The sequence below is a fragment of the Methylocaldum marinum genome, assembly GCF_003584645.1.
Lineage (GTDB): Bacteria > Pseudomonadota > Gammaproteobacteria > Methylococcales > Methylococcaceae > Methylocaldum > Methylocaldum marinum.
On the sequence record NZ_AP017928.1, the window covers coordinates 1,088,236 to 1,111,401 of the forward strand.

General features: G+C 54.4%; 26 protein-coding genes. 8 read left to right on the top strand and 18 right to left on the bottom strand.

Annotation, left to right across the window (positions count from 1 at the left end):
* Positions 1–9: 9 nt before the first annotated feature.
* The 5 genes from sS8_RS04770 to tnpA (sS8_RS04790) all read right to left on the bottom strand — a co-directional run bounded on the left by sS8_RS04770 (position 10) and on the right by tnpA (sS8_RS04790) (position 3,451).
* Positions 10–222: a helix-turn-helix transcriptional regulator gene (locus tag sS8_RS04770; RefSeq protein ID WP_017245590.1), complete on the bottom strand. Its 213-nt coding sequence runs from the start codon at positions 220–222 to the stop codon at positions 10–12.
* 470 nt (positions 223–692) lie between these two features.
* Positions 693–1,451, bottom strand: coding sequence for an HvfC family RiPP maturation protein (locus sS8_RS04775; protein ID WP_119628649.1), 759 nt, complete (start codon positions 1,449–1,451; stop codon positions 693–695).
* Positions 1,444–2,289 carry an HvfB family MNIO-type RiPP peptide maturase gene (locus tag sS8_RS04780; RefSeq protein ID WP_119628650.1) on the bottom strand — a complete coding sequence of 282 codons (846 nt, stop codon included), beginning with the start codon at positions 2,287–2,289 and terminating at the stop codon, positions 1,444–1,446. Before sS8_RS04780 ends, sS8_RS04775 begins: the two co-directional genes overlap by 8 nt.
* A gap of 29 nt (positions 2,290–2,318) precedes the next feature.
* The gene (locus tag sS8_RS04785) at positions 2,319–2,642 is read right to left on the bottom strand and encodes an HvfA family oxazolone/thioamide-modified RiPP metallophore (protein WP_119628651.1); all 324 of its coding nucleotides are present in this window, start codon (positions 2,640–2,642) and stop codon (positions 2,319–2,321) included.
* 377 nt (positions 2,643–3,019) lie between these two features.
* Complete coding sequence (tnpA, locus tag sS8_RS04790; protein ID WP_119628652.1) at positions 3,020–3,451, bottom strand: IS200/IS605 family transposase; 432 nt, start codon at positions 3,449–3,451, stop codon at positions 3,020–3,022.
* Between the two features lie 227 nt (positions 3,452–3,678).
* On the opposite strand from tnpA (sS8_RS04790), the gene sS8_RS04795 reads away from it, so the two are divergent.
* Positions 3,679–3,963: a zinc-ribbon domain-containing protein gene (locus tag sS8_RS04795; protein WP_119628653.1), complete on the top strand. Its 285-nt coding sequence runs from the start codon at positions 3,679–3,681 to the stop codon at positions 3,961–3,963.
* 85 nt (positions 3,964–4,048) lie between these two features.
* Positions 4,049–4,825 carry an Hpt domain-containing response regulator gene (locus sS8_RS04800; protein ID WP_119628654.1) on the top strand — a complete coding sequence of 259 codons (777 nt, stop codon included), beginning with the start codon at positions 4,049–4,051 and terminating at the stop codon, positions 4,823–4,825.
* A gap of 48 nt (positions 4,826–4,873) precedes the next feature.
* Here sS8_RS04800 and orn read toward each other — a convergent pair whose 3' ends face one another.
* On the bottom strand, positions 4,874–5,419 hold the full coding sequence (gene orn, locus sS8_RS04805; RefSeq protein WP_119628655.1) for an oligoribonuclease: 546 nt from the start codon (positions 5,417–5,419) through the stop codon (positions 4,874–4,876).
* A 179-nt stretch (positions 5,420–5,598) separates the two neighbouring features.
* Between orn and sS8_RS04810 the strand changes: the two genes are divergently transcribed.
* Both sS8_RS04810 and rsgA read left to right on the top strand, forming a co-directional pair.
* Positions 5,599–6,843, top strand: a complete 1,245-nt coding sequence (locus tag sS8_RS04810) for a M48 family metallopeptidase (RefSeq protein WP_119628656.1) — start codon at positions 5,599–5,601, stop codon at positions 6,841–6,843.
* A gap of 25 nt (positions 6,844–6,868) precedes the next feature.
* Positions 6,869–7,780, top strand: coding sequence for a ribosome small subunit-dependent GTPase A (gene rsgA, locus sS8_RS04815; protein ID WP_119628657.1), 912 nt, complete (start codon positions 6,869–6,871; stop codon positions 7,778–7,780).
* Between the two features lie 190 nt (positions 7,781–7,970).
* On the opposite strand, the gene sS8_RS04820 is transcribed toward rsgA, so the two are convergent.
* From sS8_RS04820 to lptM, 6 genes are all read right to left on the bottom strand, one after another.
* The gene (locus sS8_RS04820; protein WP_119628658.1) at positions 7,971–9,002 is read right to left on the bottom strand and encodes a DUF2333 family protein; all 1,032 of its coding nucleotides are present in this window, start codon (positions 9,000–9,002) and stop codon (positions 7,971–7,973) included.
* A gap of 68 nt (positions 9,003–9,070) precedes the next feature.
* The gene (gene xerC, locus sS8_RS04825) at positions 9,071–9,985 is read right to left on the bottom strand and encodes a tyrosine recombinase XerC (RefSeq protein WP_119628659.1); all 915 of its coding nucleotides are present in this window, start codon (positions 9,983–9,985) and stop codon (positions 9,071–9,073) included.
* Between the two features lie 3 nt (positions 9,986–9,988).
* On the bottom strand, positions 9,989–10,705 hold the full coding sequence (locus sS8_RS04830; protein WP_119628660.1) for a DUF484 family protein: 717 nt from the start codon (positions 10,703–10,705) through the stop codon (positions 9,989–9,991).
* A complete protein-coding gene (gene dapF, locus sS8_RS04835; RefSeq protein ID WP_119628661.1) occupies positions 10,702–11,532 on the bottom strand; it encodes a diaminopimelate epimerase in 831 nt (276 codons plus the stop codon). The genes sS8_RS04830 and dapF overlap by 4 nt, the downstream gene beginning before the upstream one ends.
* Positions 11,532–12,779: a diaminopimelate decarboxylase gene (gene lysA / locus sS8_RS04840; RefSeq protein WP_119628662.1), complete on the bottom strand. Its 1,248-nt coding sequence runs from the start codon at positions 12,777–12,779 to the stop codon at positions 11,532–11,534. Before lysA ends, dapF begins: the two co-directional genes overlap by 1 nt.
* Positions 12,779–12,904 carry an LPS translocon maturation chaperone LptM gene (gene lptM, locus sS8_RS29825; RefSeq protein ID WP_119628663.1) on the bottom strand — a complete coding sequence of 42 codons (126 nt, stop codon included), beginning with the start codon at positions 12,902–12,904 and terminating at the stop codon, positions 12,779–12,781. Before lptM ends, lysA begins: the two co-directional genes overlap by 1 nt.
* A 196-nt stretch (positions 12,905–13,100) precedes the next feature.
* Between lptM and mutY the strand changes: the two genes are divergently transcribed.
* Both mutY and sS8_RS04855 read left to right on the top strand, forming a co-directional pair.
* A complete protein-coding gene (mutY, locus tag sS8_RS04850; protein ID WP_119628664.1) occupies positions 13,101–14,141 on the top strand; it encodes an A/G-specific adenine glycosylase in 1,041 nt (346 codons plus the stop codon).
* 57 nt (positions 14,142–14,198) lie between these two features.
* Positions 14,199–14,471, top strand: coding sequence for an oxidative damage protection protein (locus tag sS8_RS04855; RefSeq protein WP_119628665.1), 273 nt, complete (start codon positions 14,199–14,201; stop codon positions 14,469–14,471).
* On the opposite strand, the gene sS8_RS04860 is transcribed toward sS8_RS04855, so the two are convergent.
* Positions 14,450–15,439 carry a L,D-transpeptidase family protein gene (locus sS8_RS04860; RefSeq protein WP_119628666.1) on the bottom strand — a complete coding sequence of 330 codons (990 nt, stop codon included), beginning with the start codon at positions 15,437–15,439 and terminating at the stop codon, positions 14,450–14,452. The genes sS8_RS04855 and sS8_RS04860 overlap by 22 nt on opposite strands.
* A gap of 10 nt (positions 15,440–15,449) precedes the next feature.
* Positions 15,450–16,376: a recombination-associated protein RdgC gene (rdgC, locus tag sS8_RS04865; protein WP_119628667.1), complete on the bottom strand. Its 927-nt coding sequence runs from the start codon at positions 16,374–16,376 to the stop codon at positions 15,450–15,452.
* A 346-nt stretch (positions 16,377–16,722) separates the two neighbouring features.
* Between rdgC and sS8_RS04870 the strand changes: the two genes are divergently transcribed.
* On the top strand, positions 16,723–19,152 hold the full coding sequence (locus sS8_RS04870; RefSeq protein WP_119628668.1) for a Lon protease family protein: 2,430 nt from the start codon (positions 16,723–16,725) through the stop codon (positions 19,150–19,152).
* Complete coding sequence (locus sS8_RS04875) at positions 19,145–19,906, top strand: hypothetical protein (RefSeq protein ID WP_119628669.1); 762 nt, start codon at positions 19,145–19,147, stop codon at positions 19,904–19,906. The genes sS8_RS04870 and sS8_RS04875 overlap by 8 nt, the downstream gene beginning before the upstream one ends.
* Before the next feature lie 212 nt (positions 19,907–20,118).
* Here the strand turns inward: sS8_RS04875 and sS8_RS04880 are convergent, their stop codons facing one another.
* The 4 genes from sS8_RS04880 to tnpA (sS8_RS04895) form a co-directional block, all read right to left on the bottom strand.
* The gene (locus sS8_RS04880) at positions 20,119–20,535 is read right to left on the bottom strand and encodes a DUF4383 domain-containing protein (RefSeq protein ID WP_119628670.1); all 417 of its coding nucleotides are present in this window, start codon (positions 20,533–20,535) and stop codon (positions 20,119–20,121) included.
* Positions 20,536–20,829: 294 nt separating this feature from the next.
* Positions 20,830–22,341 carry an IS66 family transposase gene (gene tnpC, locus sS8_RS04885; protein WP_119628671.1) on the bottom strand — a complete coding sequence of 504 codons (1,512 nt, stop codon included), beginning with the start codon at positions 22,339–22,341 and terminating at the stop codon, positions 20,830–20,832.
* A gap of 58 nt (positions 22,342–22,399) precedes the next feature.
* Positions 22,400–22,741, bottom strand: coding sequence for an IS66 family insertion sequence element accessory protein TnpB (tnpB, locus tag sS8_RS04890; protein WP_119628541.1), 342 nt, complete (start codon positions 22,739–22,741; stop codon positions 22,400–22,402).
* The gene (gene tnpA / locus sS8_RS04895) at positions 22,741–23,043 is read right to left on the bottom strand and encodes an IS66 family insertion sequence element accessory protein TnpA (RefSeq protein ID WP_119627851.1); all 303 of its coding nucleotides are present in this window, start codon (positions 23,041–23,043) and stop codon (positions 22,741–22,743) included. The genes tnpB and tnpA (sS8_RS04895) overlap by 1 nt, the downstream gene beginning before the upstream one ends.
* Positions 23,044–23,166 lie beyond the last annotated feature (123 nt).

The following is a 23,166-nucleotide window of genomic DNA, read 5'->3' on the forward strand; positions in this document are numbered from 1 at the left end:
TCGCGGCGATCAGGGATGGACAGCGTTGTTACTGGCAGTGCGGGCGGCAGCGGCCTTCTGTCCGAGCCAGGTATCAATCTCGTGCTCCAGCCATCCGACAACCCGCTTGTTGATCTGGATGCATACCGGGAATGTCGGATCATCGCGTGTGATCCGCCAGAGCGTTACGTCGTTGATACCGCCAAGCTTTTCGCAGACGGCCTTGCGGCGTAGAATTTTCATCGTCCTCACCTCCTGCACATTGAAAGTCGATGCAGGAAGTTTCAGGTGACGACCCGGCAGCGGTCACGGATTCCCAGAAGGGAATTTTTGCAGCAAAAAATCCGACGGCTGCGATGCAGGACAGGCAAGCGATGCACGGGCCTCGCTCCGGGTAGCAGCGGCTAAAGTGTATATGGAAGTGACTACAAGATGAGTGGTGACAGAGACAATGCCGCCACCACACACGCATTCCTGTCAAACTTCCTGTTCAACGTCTGAACCAACACCTGCAAACCTGACGTCTGATACAAGATGCAAGGCGGACAGCGTTCGCTGAGCCGTTTCGTTGAAAGCGGTTTGGGAGCCACAACCGCTTTCAACCCTGCAAGCGCGAATTACAACAGATGGATATAATTTAACATAATATACATTATGCGCTATTATGACAACCTTGCGATCGGGCGTTCCTGAACCGCCATCACGTTCATTTTTTAGCTTGCCCCGATCACTCCACGCTCGGCCAGTGCTCGCAGAATCTCCGCGCCATGTTCCGCCAGCCCCTGAGACGAATACCCGATTTCCGTTGCCAATCTCTTCAAACACTCGGCAGCGGCTACAGAGCCCTCGTCTTCGAGAATCTGCAATAGCCGGTAGGTAACCGGGCTGATTTCCAGGAATTTCACCGTGTCGGACATATCGCGATAGACAACCAGACACGTCGCCTGTTCAGGCGGTTCGCTCGGTTGCTGGTCTGGGCCGATCCGATGCACAGGAAACCGATAAGCCAAGGGCCAAGCAACCTCCGACAAGTGAATGGTTTGTCCCAGCGGGTCAGTGATCAAGTTGGCACTCGGGTCCGGTACCTCGCCTTCGGCGACGACCAAAGCCAACTCGGCCCATTCATAATGAGCTAGTTCCAGAAGGAAAGGCGGATCACCGGAATCAGGCTCGCGTTCATTCTGAAGATAATCGAGAAACTGTTCGCCAATTTCAGCGAAAAACGGCGTATTGCTCCGATGCGTGGCGTAAAAACCCTGAACTAAAGCGAACCAGTCGTTTTGATTCAGGATGCTTTTAGTCACCGGGAAACCGGTTGCCAGAAAATTCTCGATATTATTGAAAAACAATTCACGATAGACCTTCATACGTTCCGGCGCCGGCCCACGCGGAGGCGGATTGTGATCGGGGTCACGGATATATGCGGCAAACGCAAATTGGATTTGCTGAAACGGAGGGACCTTTTCAGCCATATTTTCGGACGGGTTCGAATGCAGTCGTTGATTGAAGCAAACGAATCCGTTCTACTTCAGTTAGAAGTTCCGCTAAAGGAGGAATATTGAAATCCCTCTCTAGGAGAGTTGGGAATACGCCAAACCGCTCGTATGCCCTGCTCAGTAATCGCCAAACCGGATCGATGACGGTTGCGCCGTGTGTATCGACCAGAAAATCAGCTGCTTCGACATAATGACCAGCGACGTGGGCGTAGGCAATGCGGTGTCCGGGAATTGCGGCTAGAAAACTCTCGGCATCATAGCCATGATTAACGCTATTGACATAAATATTGTTGATGTCGAGCAGCAGATCGCAATCGGCTTCTTCAAGTACTGCGTTGAGAAAATCGATTTCCTCGAGCTCCTTACCTGGCGCGGCATAATAGGAAATATTTTCGATGGCTATCCGCCGCTCCAAAATCTCTTGAGTCCTGATAATGCGGTCGGCAGTATATTCGACCGCTTCGGCCGTGAACGGAATAGGCATGAGGTCATACAGATGACCGTCATCGCTACAGTAGCTCAGATGCTCGCTGTACAGGCGAATGTGATGTTGATCGAGAAACGATTTGAGTTCGCTCAGAAATGCCTCGTCAAGCGGCGCGGGACTGCCGAGCGACAAAGACAAACCGTGGCAGACAAAGGGAAATCGGTCGGTCAGGGAACGAAACTGTTTGCCAAGTCTTCCCCCAATCCTGATCCAGTTTTCCGGCGCGATCTCGTAAAAATCGACCGATTCCGGTAGGTGCTCGGTGAGCGGGCCTATGAAGGCCCGCCTAAGTCCAAGTCCGGCACCTTGAACGGCGTATTTCTTCATGTCGCAAGGTTCCGGCGATAAACAAGTGCTTATTCCGCTTTCTTGTCTGCGTCAGCCGGCTGTTCTTTGTCCGATTTCATTCCGGCACATTTGCCTTCCATTGCCTTCTTGTCCTGTTCCTGGCTATTCTGTTTCATGGCCCCGCAATTCATTTCCGGATTTTTCATCATCTGGCCACCGCATTTCCCTTCACCGCAGACCATTTCCTTCTGTTCTTTTCCGGCTTCAGCGACCTGCAGGTAGCCATTGTCCAAGTCTTTAATTCCAAACGGATTTTCAGACGCATTAGCGACAGCGGAGAAGGATGTTACGACAGCAGCTCCCATTACGGTTTTAAGTACTCTTTTACTCATTGTCTCTTATTCCTCTCAATCGATAGCGATTTGTCGAGCGCTATGCGCGCGAAACTGATTAGACCTAGAAATTCAACAAAGTTGCCGGTTATCCGTTAGGACGACACATGTGGAGACGTCACTTTCGCACCACCCTTTGTCAAGGCTGCTATTTTCACACATTAACCGGGAATTGTGGACTCCATAGGCGTGAATCCCCTTTTTCGTCCCGCCTGGACAGCAGAAACCGGTATTCTCTCGTGCTCATTCTTGCCGAAGTTTCAACATAACCTATCAGAACCGCAGTCTGAAGTTAAATCACCCCCGGCAAAGCCGGGGGCTTATTGGGTGAGCGCCTCGAAGGCGCCGTAAAATCATGAGCCGCCCAAGGCGGCTGTTTACAGGCCCAGCTTCATCTGGTCAATACGCTCATCCTCCTGTTCCTGATGGCGGATATACGCCCGAACCATAGCCTCATCCAAACCCACCGTGGACACAAAATATCCCCTCGCCCAGAAATTCTCCCCGGTGAAGTTCCTCTGCCGCCCCCCAAACTGCCGGGCGATTTGGATCGCACTCTTACCCTTGATGTAGCCCACCACGTTCGAAATCGCATACTTCGGCGGAATGCTGATACACATATGAACGTGGTCGCCCATCAGGTGACCTTCTACTATTTTCGATTCCTTGTGCCCGGCAAGCTCATGAAATATCTCTCCATGATGCCGCTTGAGCGCACCAAAAATCTGTTTCTTCCGCCGCTTCGGGATGAACACCACATGATACTTACAATCCCACCGGGTGTGGGAAAGACTCTGGTACTCTTTCATTGTGAACCTCCTTCTCTTGGTCGAGATTTCAGGTTCACGATGACCGTTGTACAGGTCAAACCTCGGTGAGTCCCCCGGCAAAGCCGGGGGCTTACCTCAATGAGTTATGGTCAGCAACAGAGCATTGAGCTATTCTCTCGGACCAAATTCTCGGTTGGCGGCAACGTTGAATTTTAGGGCATTACCTGCGACCGAAGCACAGAAACAAAACAGGATCGGGGGCACTTATGTATTGTCGACATTGTGGCAAAGAGATGAACGACAAGGCGGTAGTCTGTACGGGATGCGGCCAGCCCGTCGAAACCGGAGAAGGCAGCTCCGTCAGAGGCGAACCCTGGAGCCTTTTGATGATGATCGGCTTGATCGTCGCTACCTTGTTTGTGCCTCCGGTTGGCCTTGTGGCGGGGGTTATCGGTTTTATGGATGAGGCGAAGAAGGTTCAGGGAGCAATTCTCACGACCATCGGTGTATTTATGACCTTGCTTCTGACTGCGATCATTCTCGGTTTATAGCCGGCCCTGAGGCTGCGAAAGGCGCGGTAACCGGATTTTCGAATTCGAATCAAGGCACTGTAGATATTGATATAAGGTCTTTAGGATGTTCCGCGATAAGAACTTCCTGGTTGTCGATGATAATGAGATCAACCGAATTCTCCTTAAAACGCAACTTTCTCAAATGGGCGCTCAAGTCACCGAGGCCAGAAGCGGCAACGAGGCCGTTGAGAGTATTCGAACACTTTGTTTCGATTTGATTTTTCTCGATCTGCGCATGCCTGGTATAACGGGCTTCGACGTGATGCGTGCCATCCGTCAGGACGCCCAGCGTTTCAATGACAAAGAAACGCCGGTAATCGCGGTTACCGCTCATGCACTGCCTCAACAGCGAAAGGAGATTCTCGAAGCGGGGTTTTCCGACTTTTTGATCAAACCCATCCTGGAAGATCAGCTCTTATCCGTAATCGAAACCTGGCTGTGCACCAGCACCGTTCCCTCCCCTCGCTCCGCCCTCCCCTGTGCCCATCATATGGATCCGTATCTCAAGATGATTATCGAGAAAACTGGCGGCAATCGAGGAATCGCCGAAATGCTCGTAGTTAAATTGGCGCAGGAGTTGCCGGCGCAATTAGCCGAGGTTGAGAAGGCGCTCGGTGTTGACGACTATCGCCAGGCACGCGAAATTACGCACAAAATCAATGGATCGGCAAGCTTCTGCGGCCTCCTCGGGATCAGAGAGGCGGCCAGCGAGTTGGAAACCGCATTGGGCGCTTCGTCCTCGCATGAGACGCTTCGGGCTTGCATGCAAGCGATGGGGAGAGAAATCCGAGCGTTTCTTTCTAACAGAACGAATCTAGAGGCTGCGCTGAGCAATCCGTGACAGGCCTGTGCTCAGCGCATTCGTGAAGCCGAAAATAGGCGATCCGTATTAAAGCTTAAATAGATGTTTGCGGTAGTACTGGAGCTCGGCAATTGATTCAAGGATGTCATCGAGTGCTCGATGAGAGTTCTTCTTTCTAAAGCCCTCCTTGATATGTGGCGCCCAGCGCCCAGCTAACTCTTTCAGAGTTGATACATCGAGATTGCGATAGTGAAAATAAGCCTCGAGTGCGGGCATCCACCGCGCCAGAAAGCGCCGATCCTGACAGATGCTGTTGCCGCACATTGGCGAAACGCCGGCGGGAACCCAGCGTTGCAGAAAAGAAAGGGTAAGCTTTTCGGCGTCCTGTTCCGTGGTTTGGCTTTCACGGACGCGCTCGACCAATCCGGATTCGCCGTGATGTTTCCTGTTCCAATCGTCCATACCGGCAAGTGTTTCGTCATTCTGAGAGATTGCAAGCACGGGACCTTCCGCCAGAACCTCCAAGTCTTTGTCCGTTACTACCGTGGCGATCTCGATAATACGATCGGCCTGGGTGTTGAGGCCAGTCATCTCCAGATCGATCCAAATAAGATTTTGCGAGTCTTGCGCCATTCAGGTTCCCTTACAACATTATTCAAGGAAAATTGATGGTGATTAGGGTGTCTTACGGTTTATACCCAACGCCTCAATGAAACCGGAAGCAAAAGGAACCGCTGCCCAAGGAATCTTGTCAGGCATTTTACCAAAGGCTAAGCTGTAAAGCCGCTAGAGAAACTAAGCTCTTTAATCCGATGAACACCTTCACCGTCCTATTTCTCGTGACACTCGCCATTTCTTTCGCTATCGAATGGTGGCTGTCGCATCGGCAATTGGCTTATGTCCGGGAACATAGAAATGCCGTTCCCGACGCATTTAAAGACACCATCACGCTGCAGGCCCACCAGAAAGCGGCGGATTACACAACCGATAAAGCACGCTTAGGCAATGTCGATCGAATAATCGGTGTGATTATTTTGTTGTTGTTTACGGTTGGCGGAGGCGTTGACGCCGTACATCAATTTTGGATCGGTTTCGAACTTTCCCCGCTTGTGACGGGAATCGCCGTGATTCTCTCGACAATGCTGCTGATCAATCTGCTGGAACTTCCCATAAGCCTCTATCAAACATTCGTTATCGAGGAACGCTATGGATTTAACCGAAATACGCCCAGGCAGTTTGCCACTGATCTAGTGCTTCAGACCGGGCTGAGTTTGGCAATCGGTGGTCCTTTGCTCGCGCTGATTCTCTGGATCATGCAAAGCATGGGAAGCTATTGGTGGCTCTTGGCATGGTCGATTGTAATAGGCTTTTCCGTTTTGATGAGTTGGGCCTTTCCCACTTTCATCGCCCCCTTATTCAACAAATTCACGCCGCTTCAGGATGAAACACTGAGAAAACGCATAGAGACACTGATGGACCGGTGCGGCTTTCAGAGCAAGGGCATCTTTGTGATGGACGGCTCACGTCGTTCCGGGCATGGTAATGCCTATTTCACCGGAATCGGCGACAGTAAACGCATCGTTTTTTTCGATACCCTGATTAACGCGCTGAGTCATGACGAGGTGGAAGCGGTTTTGGCCCACGAATTAGGTCATTTTCGACGGAAACACGTACTGAAGATGCTTATTGCAAATGCTCTACTTGCGTTAATCGGCTTCGCTCTGCTCGGTTGGCTAAGCGCTCAGGACTGGTTCTACAGCGGTCTTGGCGTAAGTCATCAATCAAATGCTCTCGCACTTCTCTTGTTTATGCTTATTGCTCCGGTATTCACTACGTTTTTGCAGCCGATCATCGCGTATTTTCAGCGCCGACACGAATTTGAAGCGGACGATTTCGCCGCATATCAAACCCGCCCGGCGCATCTTATCAGTGCTCTTGTCAAGCTCTATCGTGACAACGCCAGCACACTGACTCCCGATCCCTTGTATTCCGCCTTCCATTACAGCCATCCACCAGCATCGACTCGCATAGCCAATCTCTCGGCCAAGTCTGCATAAGACCGCGAAATGACAAAAGGGCGAGATGGCGGGATCGGTTCGTAATTCGTTGCGCGAGGGTCTGGTGATCGCGCACTTGGGCCAAGGTTTGGCCGTGGAGGAATCTCCGGGCGAAATTCTCCTTTGCCACACACGACGGCGACTGGGTTTCGCTACCGTAGGGGATCGGGTGTTATGGGAGCCTTACGAGGGGAATCAGGGCCGGGTCGTGAAAATTCTGCCCCGTCGCAGCGTGCTGACTCGTCCCGGCCACAATGAAACAATACGTCCTGTTGCAGCCAATCTGGATCAAATTTTCGTAGTCGTTGCTCCCGAACCAGAGCCGGACTATTTGTTGGTCGATCAATACCTGGCCGCATGCGAACACCGCGATATCAACGCAAGAATAATCTTCAACAAAGCCGACTTGCTCGCCTCGCGGCAGGTAGCGGACGACTTACTGGCGGATTATCGCCGCATTGATTATTCGTACTTTGTGATAAGCGTCAAGAAAGAAGAAGGACTGGCTGAGTTACGCGAAGAACTGATCGACCGCTGCAGTATGCTGGTCGGACAATCAGGTGTAGGTAAATCATCGCTCACCAATGCGCTGTTACCGGATAAACAACTTCTGACAAGGAGTCTGTCGGAAAAAACCAGCTTGGGACGGCATACGACAACTACCGCCACTCTTTATCATCTTCCCGACGGTGGAGACCTCATAGATAGCCCTGGGGTATCTATCTTCGGCTTGGCTGAAATGAGCATACGCGACTTGGCGGCCGGTTTTCGGGAGTTCCGTCCCTGGATACTCCGCTGCCAGTTCAATGATTGCAGGCACATTAACGATAAAGGCTGTGCAGTCCGCGATGCGGCCGAGGCCGATATGCTACCTCATGCTCGCTATGAGCGTTACCTAAAGCTGATTGAAAAGTTACCGCCGGTGCAGAAACCATAGCGGCTATCAGGTGAACTGAATAAAGGTCTAAAAGTTCGGCCAACCAGAGCCCCTTAGCGGGCATATCGTACCTCGACTAGCCAGCCTCCGCTCACCGGGCCGGTCCTTAAACCTCAGCGTCCAAACCCGGTGCCCCCCGAAACCTTTCGACATTGTAGGATGATAGGCTGTTCGTCGACGAAAGGAACGGTCATCCTTGCTGCAGGAGGCTGCGCAAGTCGATGGTCGCAGCGTTGGCCCTGGCAATATAGTTTGCCAAGGTCAGCGAGTAATTGGCGAATAAGCCAAAACCTCCGCCGTTTAGAATCACCGGACTTAAAAAGTCGGCCTGGCCATCCTCGAGCTCATGAGTAACTTGCTGCAGTGTTACCAAGGCTGTCTTATTGCCGAGGATGTCCCTGAAATCGAACTCGATTGCCTTGAGAATGTGCATTGCGGCCCAAGTATAGCCGCGGGCTTCGAAGAAGACGTCATCGATCAGTAGCCAGGGTGTTCTGCTGACTACATTGCGCTGGTCGTTCCCGGTAACTTGCCTGGTATCACCAGCACTCGCACTCAGCCGGTTGGAAAGGTCTCCCAGCCGCTTTTCCAACACCTCCAGGTATTGGCGCAAATTGTCGGCTCTGGAATAAAAGTTCGCATCACGCTTCATCAGGCGTACACGGTAACGTTCGAGCGCATCGATCCCTTTTTGGTACTCGGATTCTGATGAAGGCAATTGCCAGGATTTGTGATCGAAATAGAAAAACGGCTCGGCTCTTGCGAGGTCGGGATCTTCCCTCGACTGGGTTTGAGCCCGCGCGAGATGGTTACGAAGTGCAGTGGTTGCGTCGCGCAATGCGGTAAGCGCACCGTATTCCCAGGCAGGTATGTTGTCCAGTAATACGCCCGGAGGAAAAACATCATTGACCAACAAGCCCCCCGGTTTGTGCAGCAGCGTCTCTCCAATCTGCACGAGCGCGGACGTGTATGTATATCCGAGAGGCAATTCCTTTGGATTCTTGACGTTTCCATGTTTCGCAGCCACTTCGAGTACGTCGAACTTATCCGGTTCCTCGCTCCAGTACCAGGAAACGGCTAAGAAGATCACCACGAGCAAGACCGCTAGAACACCGATCGCCCAAACGAGCCCTTTTTCCGCGTTCGTCTTTGGGGTAAATATGCCCTTGATCCTTGAGCCGAGTGACGCCGACCGAGTTTCGGTTTGTTCTGGCACAGACATGAATAAAGCCCTTTAGCGGTTCCCCGAATCTATTGATTATAGCGCAAAGGTTGCACTTAAGTCACAGTTCAGGAATTTGGGCGGCGCCTTTTCGCACGAGGATGTGATCGGTCGTATACGGATGCCAAATGCTGAAAATCGAGATGAGTATAGATTTGTGTAGTACTGAGATTCGCATGTCCCAGCAATTCCTGCACGGCACGCAAGTCTCCACTGGACTCCAAAATATGACTCGCGAATGAATGCCTGAGCATGTGAGGATGAACATGTTCAGGCAAGCCGCGCTTATTTTGCCAGCGGTCGAGGCGCAACTGCACCGTTCGTCCGGCAATTCGAACTCCTCGCCTGCTGACAAACACAGCGTCCTCCCCGGCGCGCGCATAGCGATGACGCACAACCAACCAGCGCTCGATGGCCGCACGAGCGCAACGTCCGATTGGCAGAATGCGGGATTTCTGCCCTTTCCCATACCTGATTAAAACGGTTCCGTCATTCAAATCCAGATCCTGAAGTTCGAGCGAAACCAGTTCGCTCAATCGCAGCCCCGAGGAGTAAAAAAGCTCCCACATGGCCACATCGCGAATTTCCAATTCACTGTCGAGCTCGCCCTCCAGGAGCCCTGTCATTTGATCGGCATCTAACAGTGCCGGCAATTTTCGCGGCGCTTTGGGCGGACGTACCCCGCGTGCCGCGTTGCCTTCGAGCTGGCGGCGTTTAACCAGGAAATTGAGAAAGCTCCGGATTGCCGACAATGCGCGCTGAAGACTGCGGCTGCCGAGTCCTTCAAGGTGGCGAGCAGCGATGTGGTCCCGAACATGCTGCGAGAGCAGGTTTTCCCAGCACTCTATACCATGAACATCGCAATATCGTTTCAGCTGAGCGAGATCCCGGGAATAATTGGAAAGCGTATGTGCGGAAACCCGCTGCTGCGATCGCAGAACATCGAGAAAGCTGGCGACCTGCTCTTCCGCGTTTTGCTGCATGGATTAGCTACAGCCGGCGAGCAAAGATGCAAAGCGAGCGGACACCAATTCACCCAACTGTGCGACAAAGTGCAAGCCCATGCCGGTTTGGAATCGGTTTGCGTCACGGCTGCCGATAGCGAGCAGTCCTTTGACGCCGGCGTGTTGCAGAGGTATTAATGCGTATGAACGCACATCCGCGGAATTGTTAGAGAACATGTACTGCGCATGAACCGGATCCGGCTTCCCGCAATACGGTTTTCCGGTATCCAGAGCCGACGAGAAAAGAACCAGGCCGGCGTCGCCCGGCGGCAGATTAAGGCCGGTGATCGCGCTCTCTTTCACCGGCTGAACGAATTTCACCGTCACGAAGTCGGCTTGAAAGTATTCGTGTAGACTCCATCTCAGGCTGCCTAGTGCATCTTCGAGAGTCGTGGCGTCCAGCAAAGTCAGAGTCAACTGGTGAATACGCTGGTGCAAGGCGTCGTTATCGCGTGCAATCTGCAGAATGTCGTTCAGCTGCGACTTCAGTTGCCGGTTACTGTCCCGCAAAAGCGAAACTTGCCGTGTAATTAGCGAAACGGCGTCCCCACAGGGATGCGGTACCTTAAGCATTTCCAGCAGATCCAACTGATCGTGAAAGAAATCCGGATGCTGGTGCAAATAGGCCGCAACTTCGTCAGCCGAGACTGTTGTTCGTTCATGATGACGCCGAGGCGCCTTCGGAGTAATCAAGCTCATAATTCGATTTCGCCCTCGAACACACGAACGGCAGGTCCGGTCATAAAAACCGGCCTTCCCCGTCCTTCCCAAGTTATGTTAAGGGAGCCGCCCGGAAGATCAACGTGGACCGGACTACTCAGATCCCCCTGCTCCATACCGATTACCGTTGCGGCGCAAGCTCCACTGCCACAGGCCAAGGTCTCACCGGCCCCGCGTTCGAAAACGCGCAGCCTGATATGATGTCGGTCGATCACCTGCACAAAGCCGATATTGGCGCGCTGCGGAAAAATCGGATGGCACTCCAGGATCGGTCCCAATCGTTCGATCGGTGCACGATTGACATCATCGACTTTGATTACAATATGCGGATTACCCATCGATACCGCACCGAAAAGCCAAAGATTTCCGTCGGCCTCCACGGCATACAAAGCGGCTTCGTCTGCGGTGTTCAGTGGGATCTGGCAGGGCTGGTGTTGCGGGACGCCCATATTGACGGTCACGAGTCCACCTTCTCGATGGAGCAAACACAACTGCCCGGCATCCGTGTCAACTACGATCTCATCCTTGTCGCACAAGCCGTGGTCGCGAACGAACCGGGCGAAGCAACGGGCACCGTTTCCGCATTGCGCCACTTCGCCACCATCCGCATTGAAGATCCGGTAACGAAAGTCGGCATTTGAACTCGTCGGCGCTTCGACGATCAAGAGTTGGTCGCAGCCGACCCCGAGGTGCCGGTCTGCGATAAGACGAATCCTTTCCGGCGACAATGCAACGTTCTGGCGCACGCCATCAATCACAACGAAGTCATTGCCTAAGCCATGCATTTTGGTGAATTTCAGTATCATCAGTCTAGAACGTGTTCGCCCCGGAAAAGCATGGCAGTCGTTTCCCTTTCGCGGATCAAGTGAGTACGGAGCCCGTCCACCATGACCTCGGCTGGCCGGGGGCGGGAATTGTAATTGGAACTCATGCTGAATCCGTAAGCGCCCGCGGAACGGATCGTCAGAAGAACGCCCTCGGACAGGGCAAGTTCACGCCCGATACCGAGAAAATCCCCGGTTTCGCAGACCGGTCCGACGATATCGTAGGTTCTGACGTCCGCGCCACTTAGTTGTCGAACCGGTACGATCTCCTGCCAGGCATCGTAGAGCGCGGGACGAACGAGATCATTCATGGCGGCGTCGACGATGGCGAAATTCTTGTCCTGATTGGATTTCAGATATTCTACGCGGGTCACCAGAACCCCGGCGTTACCGATGATGGCACGGCCGGGTTCGATCAGAATCTCGTAATTCGTTTGCTGCAGTCGCTGCAGAAGAGCCGACGCGTATTCGCTGGGCTCCGGTGGCTGCTCCTCGCGGTAGCGGATGCCTAATCCCCCTCCTAGATCAATATGATGGAGACCGATTCCGTGTTCTTTCAAGGCGTCTGCAAGAAGCAGGATCCGATCGAGTGCATCCAGAAAGGGCGTTACGGAAGTCAGTTGAGAACCGATGTGGCAGTCGATGCCCAGTACCTGAAGATGAGGCATGTCGGCAGCACGCCGATATTGAATCAATGCTTCGCCGACATCGACGCCGAACTTGTTCTCCCGAAGGCCCGTGGATATGTATGGGTGGGTAAGCGCATCCACGTCCGGATTCACGCGCAGCGAAATCGGAGCTTTCACACCGAGTGCTCCGGCAAGCCGGTTTAGCCGGTCCAATTCGCCCGGGACCTCTACGTTGAAGCAGCGGATACCGACTTCGAGCGCTCTCTCCAATTCGTCCTCTCGCTTGCCCACTCCGGAGAAGACGATTTTCGCTGGATCGCCGCCCGCCGCCAATACCCGCTCCAATTCGCCTACGGACACGATGTCGAAGCCCGAACCCAAGCGTGCCAAGATGTTTAATACCGCCAAATTGGAATTGGCTTTCACTGCATAACAAACGAGGTGCGGCTTGCCGGCGAAAGCCGCGTCGAATGCGCGCCAGTGGCGTTCGATGGTAGCGCGCGAATAAACATAGCACGGCGTTCCATACCGTTCTGCAATGGCAGCCAACGGCACATCTTCGGCATGCAACATGCCGTCGCGATAATTGAAATAATCCATCAGCGCTGTGCTTCTTCCGAATTAGGATCTTCGCTGGGGAGGAAAAGAGGTCCCTTCTGGCCGCATGCGGAAAGGACAAGACTGAACAAAATCAACGACAGGAGGGTTCGAAACGGAAGCGACATGATTTTTGGATTGCTGGCTCGTGGCGATAATGATTTCGCGTATTCTAATGGAAAAACGGGGGCGACCCAACGCGCGGACTGTACTCCATGCCATTTGCCGCTGCCAAGTACAGACGGACTACCCTCCAGCCTCCGGGGAAAAACCGGTCACTCCGGTTTTGAAGCCAGCCCAACAGCCACTCGTCTCATAGGTCGTATGCAAATTGAAAGCTTTTCGGATGCCGTTCTCGTATGGTTCGATCGACACGGACGCAAAGACTTACCGTGGCAGCTCGATCGAACACCTTATCGGGTCTGGATCTCCGAAATCATGCTCCAACAAACTCAGGTCGCAACTGTCATCCCCTATTTTGAACGCTTCATGGTACGTTTTTCCGACGTCAAGGCACTGGCGCAGGCGTCCCTGGATGAGGTCATCGCGCTGTGGGCCGGGCTCGGATACTATGCGCGAGCTCGCAATCTGCACCGGGCCGCGCGCATAATCGTGGACCAACACAACGCCCTGTTGCCCCACACCATCGAGGAATTGAGCGCTCTGCCCGGCATCGGCCGCTCTACGGCCGGAGCGATCCTGAGCCTTGGATCGGATATCCGCGCATCGATTCTGGATGGTAACGTCAAGCGGGTTCTGTGTCGGTACCAGGGGATCGAAGGCTGGCCCGGAGACGCCAAGATTTTCGCGGAATTATGGAACCTGAGTGAGGCTCTCACACCCTCGTACAGAACCGCCGACTACAACCAGGCCATGATGGACTTGGGGGCGACCGTGTGTACCAAGCGGAAACCGTTTTGTTCCGTCTGCCCGATCAACGCCGACTGCAAGGCATTCCTGACTCAGCGGACGGATGTCATTCCGGCGCCGAAACCTCGGCAAACCATGCCGGTCCGAAAGTGTTACATGCTGGTATTGAGAAACGCTTCCGGCAAGATTTATCTGGAAAAGCGCCCGACTAGCGGAGTTTGGGGAGGTCTTTGGAGCCTGCCGGAGTTCGATAGCGAGGTAGACGTAGATGCTTGGTGCGTGAAACAACATATCGACCGTTCCACACTTGAGTGCCTTCCTCGGCGTCGGCATACTTTTTCGCATTTTCATCTGGATTTTGTTCCGCTGGTTGGCCGAACAACCTCCGATTATTGCGGAATCGGCGAGCCGTCGCTATGCCGGTGGCTCACTCCGGATGAAACGGTCGGGCTTCCGGCGCCGGTGCTGAAGTTGGTAAATGAAACTTCCGGATAGGACCGACGGCACGGATTGAGTCGAATGTTTTTATTACATGAAATTGAGAGGTGAACAATGGCGCGGCGAGTCAAATGCGCACGTTTGGGAATTGAAACCGACGGCCTTGAAAAGCCGCCCTTCCCTGGTCCGGAAGGGCAGCGAATTTTCGACCAAATCTCAGCTGAGGCATGGCAGGAGTGGCTCAAATTCCAGACCATGCTGATCAACGAACACCGGCTCACGCCTTTCGAACCGGAAGCGCGACAATTTCTTGCAAAAGAGCGCGAGAAATTTCTGTTCGGCGGCGGAACGCAGTTGCCCGAAGGTTACGTTCCTCCGAAAGTCTGAGGCGGATCGGACGGCTTCGAGATGGCGATCGGGATTCCGGTTGGTTGCTGAAGTGCCTGTCTTACGGCGGCGCCGTCCAGCACCACTTGCTGTTGCTTCGTTTTGTTCTGGATCAGGTCCATGGCTAAATCGAGTAGCTGTTCGTAAGTCATGCGGTCTTCGTCCAGAGGCTGGTGGACTTCCATATACAAGATCCCGTTCGACCAGCCCAGCTTGACCGGCTGGTTGACCAAATGAACCTGAGTGCCGACGTTGACTTGCGGGAAAAGTCGCTCGATATCCTCCGGGTACATCCGGATGCATCCATGTGTTACTCGCATACCTATGCCATAGGCTTTGTCGGCGCCGGTACCATGGATAAGATAGCCGGGAACGCCTAGCCTCATGGCGAAGGTCCCGAGCGGATTCAGCGGACCTGCGGGAACGACGTCCGGCAAAATGTCACCTTCTCGGGCGTGCTCTTCCTTGATGGACTCCGGTGGAATCCAGACCGGGTCCTTCACCTTTTGAACGATTTTGGTCGCACCCAAAGGTGTCCTCCAGTCCATCCGTCCGATACTCACCGGATAGGTAACGACCTGTGTCGCTTTGACCTTCGGCTGAACAGGAAAGTAATAGAGGCGCATTTCCGGAATATTGATGACAACGCCGGCACGTGGCGCATCGGGGAGGACAAATTGGCGCGGAATCAATACCTCCTTGCCGTTCCCCGGTAGCCAGCGGTCTACGGTTGGATTGGCCATGACGATTTCGTCCTGCCCGATACTGAACTCGCGCGCGATATCGATCAGCGTATCCTCATGCCTCGCCTTGGTGTATTGAATTTCCCCGATAAGGTCGCTGCCGTCCGTGGGTAGCGCGAATATCTCGGCCGCGCCATTTATCGGAGTGGCGAGCATGAGGGCAACCGCCAGCCAGCCCGACTTCCATCGGTCGATACGCGCCAACTCGATTGTCTTCTGCAACATTGCGTTACACCTACACTACAGGTTGTTTCGATTGAAGATTTTCGCCGCCGAAGAGTTCGATCAAACGCGGCAAAAATGTCGCAATCTCCAGGCTCATGACCGCAAAGTCCGCGTCGAAGCGTTCGACCGGATCGGACGTTTCGACATCGGCTGCCTCTTCCTGAACCAAGTCCAAAAAGCGGAGTTTTTTGATGCTCAAGGCCTCGTCGAGAATAAAGCTCAGACGATCATTCCAAGTGATCGCCAATTTGATGACCTCTTTGCCGGCCTCGATGTGATTTTGTATCTCCGGTGCACCGAGGTCGTGGCGGCGGCAGCGCACAAGGCCTCCGTCTTCTTCCGGCGAACGCAATTCGCATTCGCTTTCCAAGGTGATATCGGGCGGCAAATCGCTATCCATGATCCAGCGAGTCATGATAGCACTTGGCCGCTCCTGGGTGGCGGGGGGCACTACCGGTAAAGATCCTAGACACTGGCGTAGCAGCGAGGCAATTTCCTCGGTTTTCTTTACGCTGGCGCTATCCGCGACAAGCCATCCACCCTTGGGATCAATGTACGCATAAGTACGGCGACTGTGACTGAAGGCCCGAGGCAAGAGATCTTGCATCACCTCGTCACGTAGGGCATCCCGCTCTTTCCGTCGCATCGGCCGCCCCTGGCTTTCTTCGATTTCAGCCACTCGTTCCGAGAGAATTTCATTGACCACCGAGGTGGGAACAATTTTTTCTTCCTTTTGAACACAAACCATCGCAAATCCGTTGGTGACATGTACCAGAGGAAAAGTATCCTTGCCGAGAGGCGCGCACCAGCCGAAGCTGACGGCTTCGAGACTGCCGCAAGGACGAAAGCGGCGCTGATCGAGTCTCTGCTCGAACTCCGCGGCATCAAGATCAAAGGGCTCGGAAAAACGCAATAGGGATAGGTTTTTAAACCACATAGTTCGGAATCAATGACCAAAAGTGGCGAATTATGGCGATCAGAGCGATCTTTGTCATTAAGGCCGTCGAAGCGACACTCGCGCGTGACTCGAAGTTCGAGTCTAAAGTATATTCGTCCATCCCGAGAGCGATACTCAACGTTTCGATGTCGTACCAAGTTGGTCACACGCGTCCGTCACGCACCTGTCCTGCGCAATGATTGGTCAATATGTTCTCTGGATCAACCGGGCAAGACGGCAGAATTAATCTGCGTCATTCAGTCTTATTAATTTTGCAAGCCATATGTTGATGTTGTTGAAATATCCTATTAATTCTCGATAATCCATTTGAGAGTTGAGCAATTCTATGGATAACCACCGACAGTCTCTTTCAGCAAGTGTTCTCTACAAGGCGTGCGATCCCCGGGAATTCGACTTCTCCACCACGGACCAATTGGCCGACATCGGGGTCGTGATAGGTCAAGAGCGCGCGCTGGATGCTATTCAGTTTGGCATTTCCATTGTCCAGAACGGATACAACATTTTCGCGCTTGGGCCGAGCGGATCCGGAAAACTGGCCGCAGTTAAGGAAATCGTCGGCCGTGAGGCCGAAAAAAGACCGGTGCCTGACGACTGGTGCTACGTCAACAATTTCGCTGAAGCCTCCAAACCCAAGGCTCTAAGATTGCCTGCCGGTCAAGGGCGGCGTTTCGCTCGCGACATGGAACAGGTCATCGAGGAACTCAGTGCCGTGATTCCCGCCGCGTTCGAAGGTGAAGAGTACCGCGGCCGAGCCGAGGAGATCGAGGAAGATGCCAAGGAACGCGAGATCAACGCTCTCAATGAACTGCGCCGGAAATCCCTGCAGAACGGCATCGCATTGCTTGAAACACCTACCGGATTCGCATTTGCTCCGGTGGACGAAAAAGGCGAAGTGCTCGGACCGGAACAGTTTCAAAAGCTTTCGGAGCATCAGCAGGAACAGATTCAGGAAGCGGTGACGGATTTGCGCCAGCAGTTGCAAAAGCTGCTCAAACAATTCCCCGTATGGCGCAAGGAAGCCAAAGAAAAGCTGAAAACGCTGAATCGGGAAATTGCCGAATTCGCCGTAAACCATTTGATGGACGATCTAAAGGTCCGTTACCAGGCCATTTCCGGAGTCGTTCAATATCTGAATGAAGCGCAACGGGAAATCATCGATCATGCGGAAGATTTTTTTCCGAAGCAGGAGGCCGGCGTCGCGGCGTTAATCGGACATGCCGCGCAGCGGCCCAGTCCGTTTCTACGCTACAAAGTCAACCTGCTGGTGGACAATAGCGAATCCAATTTTGCCCCGGTCTTCTTCGAGGGCTTGCCCAGCCATAACAATCTGGTCGGAAGAGTGGAATACCAAGCCTATATGGGGGCTTTGGTCACCGATTTCACAATGATCAAGCCCGGTGCGTTACATAAAGCCAACGGCGGCTATTTGATTTTGGATGCGCGCAAGGTATTGATGCAGCCCTTCGCCTGGGACAGCCTGAAACGCATCCTTCAGTCGCGCGAAATCCGCATCGAAACCCTGGAGCGTGCGTTGAGCGTAATCAGCACTTCGAGCCTCGAGCCTGAACCGATCCCTCTGGATATCAAGATCATTCTTATCGGAGATCGTGTTCTGTATTATTTGCTCAATGTTTACGATCCGGAATTTCGCGAACTCTTCAAGGTTTCGGCCGATTTCGAAGAAGCGATCGATCGCGATGCTAATGGCAATGCTTTATACGCTCGCCTCATTGCCAGCTTGGCGCGGCGGAGCCAATTGCGGCCGCTGAACAAGGAGGCGGTTATCCGCGTTATCGAACATGCTGCGCGCCTGGTGGAAGACTCGGACAAGTTGTCAACCCATTTGCGCAGCCTGGACGATCTTCTGAAGGAAGCGGACCATTGGGCAGGACAAGGGCAGCGATCGACCATTACGCGGGATGACGTGCAAGCCGCCATAGATCACCAGATTCGAAGGGCAGACCGCTTGCGCGAGCGGATTTACGAAAATATTCGGCGCGGAACGGTTTTTATCGACACCGACGGCGCGACGACCGGTCAGGTTAACGGACTATCGATCATAAGCTTGGGTGACTTCGCATTCGGCCAGCCATCCCGGATTACCGCCACGACTCGGCTAGGCAACGGTAAAATCTTAGATATCGAGAGAGAAAGCGAGCTAGGGGGAGCAATACATACCAAGGGCGTGATGATTTTGTCCGGCTTCCTGGCACAGCGTTATGCCAAGACTCGGCCGTTTTCGGTGACCGCCAGCCTAGTATTCGAGCAGTCCTACGGCCAGGTTGAAGGTGATAGCGCGTCGGTTGCCGAACTCAGCGCGATTCTCTCGTCACTCGCCGATTTGCCGATTCAGCAGTCGCTAGCCGTAACCGGTTCAGTCAATCAACACGGAAAAGTTCAGCCCATCGGCGGAGTCAACGAAAAGATAGAAGGCTTTTTCGATATCTGTTCTGCGGCCGGCCTTAACGGGAAGCAAGGGGTGATCATCCCTTCTGCCAACGTTAAACACCTCATGCTGCGTCAAGATGTTGTTAAAGCAGTCGAATCCGGCCTGTTTCACGTCTACGCGGCCGATACGGTAGACCAGGTCCTGGAACTGTTGATGGACCGGCCGGTCGGCGAACGCAACACGACAGGCGCGTTCCCGGACGACAGCATAAATGGCCGTGTAGAAAAACGTTTAAGGGAGTGGACCGACCTCCAAAAGGAATTCAAGAGTCAAGAGAAGTCCGGAGAGAATCAAACTTATGGCTGAGAATACCCCTATCCCGGAGCGTGTCGTGGTGGCTCTGAACCTATTGCGCCACGACATCGGTATTCTCGAATTGGCCGCACACCTCGCTGCCCGAAAGCAAGCGCAACTGATAGCGGTCTATGTGGAAGAGACCAACTTAATCCATTTGGCCGAACTCCCGTTCGCCATGGAAATCGATCGTATCTGCGCAGCTGAGCGGAAAGTCGAACTCTCGCGTCTCATGCGCGCTCTGCGGTCGAGTACGGAGCAAATACAAGAAGCGCTTTACCGCTTGAATGAACGCCTGCGAATCGATGTCAGTTTTCGAACGGTACGCGGGCATTTCGTTTCGTCGGTCATGTCGGAGATCGAGCAAGTCGACGTCGTCTTCCTGCCGAAGAGAACTGAGGCGCAGAGAAGCATCGGTTCGAAGAAGGCTGCTATGTACCCCATCTGGGTCGTATTTGACGGATCCGAGGGGGCGGAACGCGCATTGCAGATGGCAGCCGAACTGGTCGAACTCGAATCGAGCCAACTTTATGTAGCCCTTCCGACGGAAACCGGCATCAAATTGGAAACATTGAAAAAGCAAGCGCTACACTGCTGCACCAGCCGCGCAGATGTTCGATTCGTTTCCGTTTGCCCGATGGATACGCAGAATTTGATGCGTTCGATGCAGCGCACCGGATGCCGTTTACTGGTGGTGAGACGCCAGGACGGCGATTTCAGCAAAGCCATTTCCGAAGCCGTGGCCTGCCCCGTCGTTCTGGTTTAGGCGCTCGCTACCCTCGTTCTCTGAGGCCGAGACCCAGATTATGCACGATCGCGAAGGGGGGCACCCACCCGGCCCATAAATATGGGCCGGGCTAATCCGAGGCAAAGATGCCATTCTCCGCGGCGCGAAACACCAGGACGGAATCTACGGGCCTGATGTAAGAGATTGGCTGATCGCTTGTCCAGTTATTGAACGACTCGCTGGATAAGGGGTCACGTATGCCAGGCATGTTCCCGCGCGCCGGCGGCAAATCCGAAATAGGCCGCTACTGCCGCACTCAGCAGATGCAACCAGGCATCACCACCGTAGATTGGGGCTAATCCGAACAGCGTGTTCGTTGCCGGGATTATCCCCAACAGGAATAACACACCGAAAAGAACCGCATTGGCCCGAGCAAAGTTCACGGCTCTAGGAATACTCCGCGCAGCAAGAATACCCCAGATTCCAATGCCGATATGTACCAAATTGTGAATCAGATTAACCGGAAAGAGGCCAAGCAACTTCCCATAACCTGCTTCTATAGACAAGGGAGGACCGCCGATAATCGGTTGTACAAGCCCCGGAATGAAGCCCAGAATACCGACGATCAGGTAAAAGATGCCGAACACTTTGGCGAAAGTCTGGACCATGACACTTCTCCTTCAATTTCAACTAACACCCTCTTTCGCATATTCTCGGATGGGAAAACCGCGCGCTATTCGGTTCGTTACTTGAAATCTCCCATAACACGCCATTGATCCGAGAAAAGCCCATGTTGGCAATTAGAGTTTTCGAGAAATCTCTAGTTCAGGCTCAAAGGCATATCATTTTGCTGTTTTGGCACGACCAGGCTCGAGTTCGATTCAGTTGAACAAAAATTGACGTAAGCGTTCGGCGGTACCCGGACTTGTGGTCGCAGTGGCGAACGGTTAAGTGGTCGCTTGTTACGCCCCGGGCAGCTTGCAGTTGTGAGGAAGCAGGCTGTCGATGTCCTTCTGCTTGGTGGAAGGCAGGCGGTTGAGGACATCCTTCAGATAGGCCTCCGGATTGATGCCCAGCTCCTTGCAGGTCTGGATCAGGCTGAAGACGGTGGCGGCGACCTGGCCGCCCTTGGGCGAGCCGAGGAACAGCCAGTTCTTGCGGCCGATGGTCAGCGGGCGGATGGCCCGTTCGCTCCGGTTGTTGTCGATCTCCAGGCGACCGTCTTCGGTATAGCGCTCCAGCGCCGGCCAGTTCTTGAGGGCATAGCCGATGGCCTGGGCAGTGGGGGTCTTGGGCGCCAGCTGGCGCAGCCGGTCTTCGAGCCAGGCCTTGAACTCGGCCAGGATCGGCCGCGCCTGTTCCTGCCGTAGCTTTCGGGTGCCTTCGGCGTCGAGTTGCTGTTCTTTGGCCTCCCGTTCGATGGCGTAGAGCCGGCCGATGTACTCCAAGGCCTCATGGGCGCTGATGCGCTTGCCGTTCTCGGTCTGTCGGGCAATCTCGAAGAACTTGCGGCGCGCATGCGCCCAGCACGCCACTTCCAGGACCTTGCCCGCGGCGAAGATCTGGTCGTAACCGGCATAGGCGTCCGCCTGCAGGTAGCCGCTGTAGCCTTCCAGTTTGGCCTTGGGATGCTTGCCCGCCCGGGTTTCGGTGTGGTCATAGACGACGATGGGCGGCGAGTGGCCGGCGTATACCCAAAACCGGGTTTCCCGCGTCTTGCCGCGGTCCTGCACCGCCACAGTGGTGTCGTCCGAGAAGATCACCGGCTGTTGCTTGAGCAACGCCAGCATCCGCTCGACCAAGGGCTGCAGCTGCCAGCCGCTCTGGATGACCCAGTCGCACAACGTGGTGCGGGCAATGGGGACACCCTGGTGGGCAAAGATTTGCTCGATGCGGTACAGCGGCAGGTGATAGCCGTATTTGGCCATCAGCAGATGTGCCAGAAGACCCGGCAGAGGGATGCCCTGCTCGATGATTTGCGGCGGGGCCGGTACCGTGGTCAACTGCCCTTGGCACTTCGCGCAGGCGCACTTTTCCCGCCGCGTTTCCACGACCTTCAGTTGCGCCGGGACGTAATCCAAGCGTTCGGAGCTTTCGTAGCCGATCACCGGCCGTTCCTCACCGCAGGCAGGACACTGCCGGTCTTGTGCCGACAACGGCAATACCACGATCTCTCGCGGCAGATGCGCCGGCAGTGCGGTGCGCTTCGGTTGATTCTTGGCGGGCGATTGCACCACCACCGTCTTGAACGCCACCGGACTGGCGACGGGGGCGTCCTCGGGCACCTCATCCCACAGCGGCAGTTGGTCGATGTCGGGGAGGGTCGCCAGTCGCTCGGAACGGGCGCCGAACAGCAGCTTCTTCAGCTGCGCCAGGTCGAATTCCAGCCGTTCGATGCGCGCCTCGCGCTGGGCCAGGGTGGCCTTTAGAGTACGATTTTCTTCGGCGAGAGCGGCGGCATTCATGGCTGCCATTATACCCGGTGGACCACCCGAAAGCCCAGCTCTGATGCGGGTTTCAGGCACTTTCGACTCAGCCGACCCGACCCGCGCGAACCGCGCGGAAACGGGCCACCGTCAGGTCCACGCCTTCCAGCAACAGCAGCAGGTCCGAGCGCGAAATCGTCCCCTGAACCGGCTTGCGGAAGCGGCCTTTCTCCAGCCGCTTGTAGGCCAGCCAGAAACCGTGACGATCCCACCACAACAGCTTCACCTTGTCCCGGCCCCGGTTGAAAAACACGAACACCGCACCCGATAACGGCGAATACCCCAGACTGCTCTCCACCGCCAGCGCCAAACCATCGATGGACTTGCGCAAATCGACCGGCTCGGCCACCACATACACCGCCGCCGCACTCAGAATCGTCGCCAGCATCACGAGACCAATGCGGCCACCACCTGCTTCAACAACCCGGCATCGAACCCCGGTTTCACCTCGATGCGAACCCCGCCCACCGACAACCACAGACCACCGACTGCTGTCTCACCGCCATCTACCCGCATCAACGTCAGTGGCGCCACCACCGCTGGCTGCGCTACGCGTCGACGCCAGTAGATGAACGCCGCATAGCTGACCGCCTCGCGCGCACACCAAGCGCGCACCGACAACCCACTCCCTGCCTGTTGCTCCAGCAGGACCCGCCAATGCATCTCTCGTTCTTGTTTCGTCATCGCCATCTCCTCCTCTTCGGGAATATGGCGATACTGTGACTCAGGCGCTAATCGGTGGGAATTATGCGGACAGCCGGACGCTTACAAATTGACTGCTTGCGTACTCTTACCTATTCAAAAGCATATCTC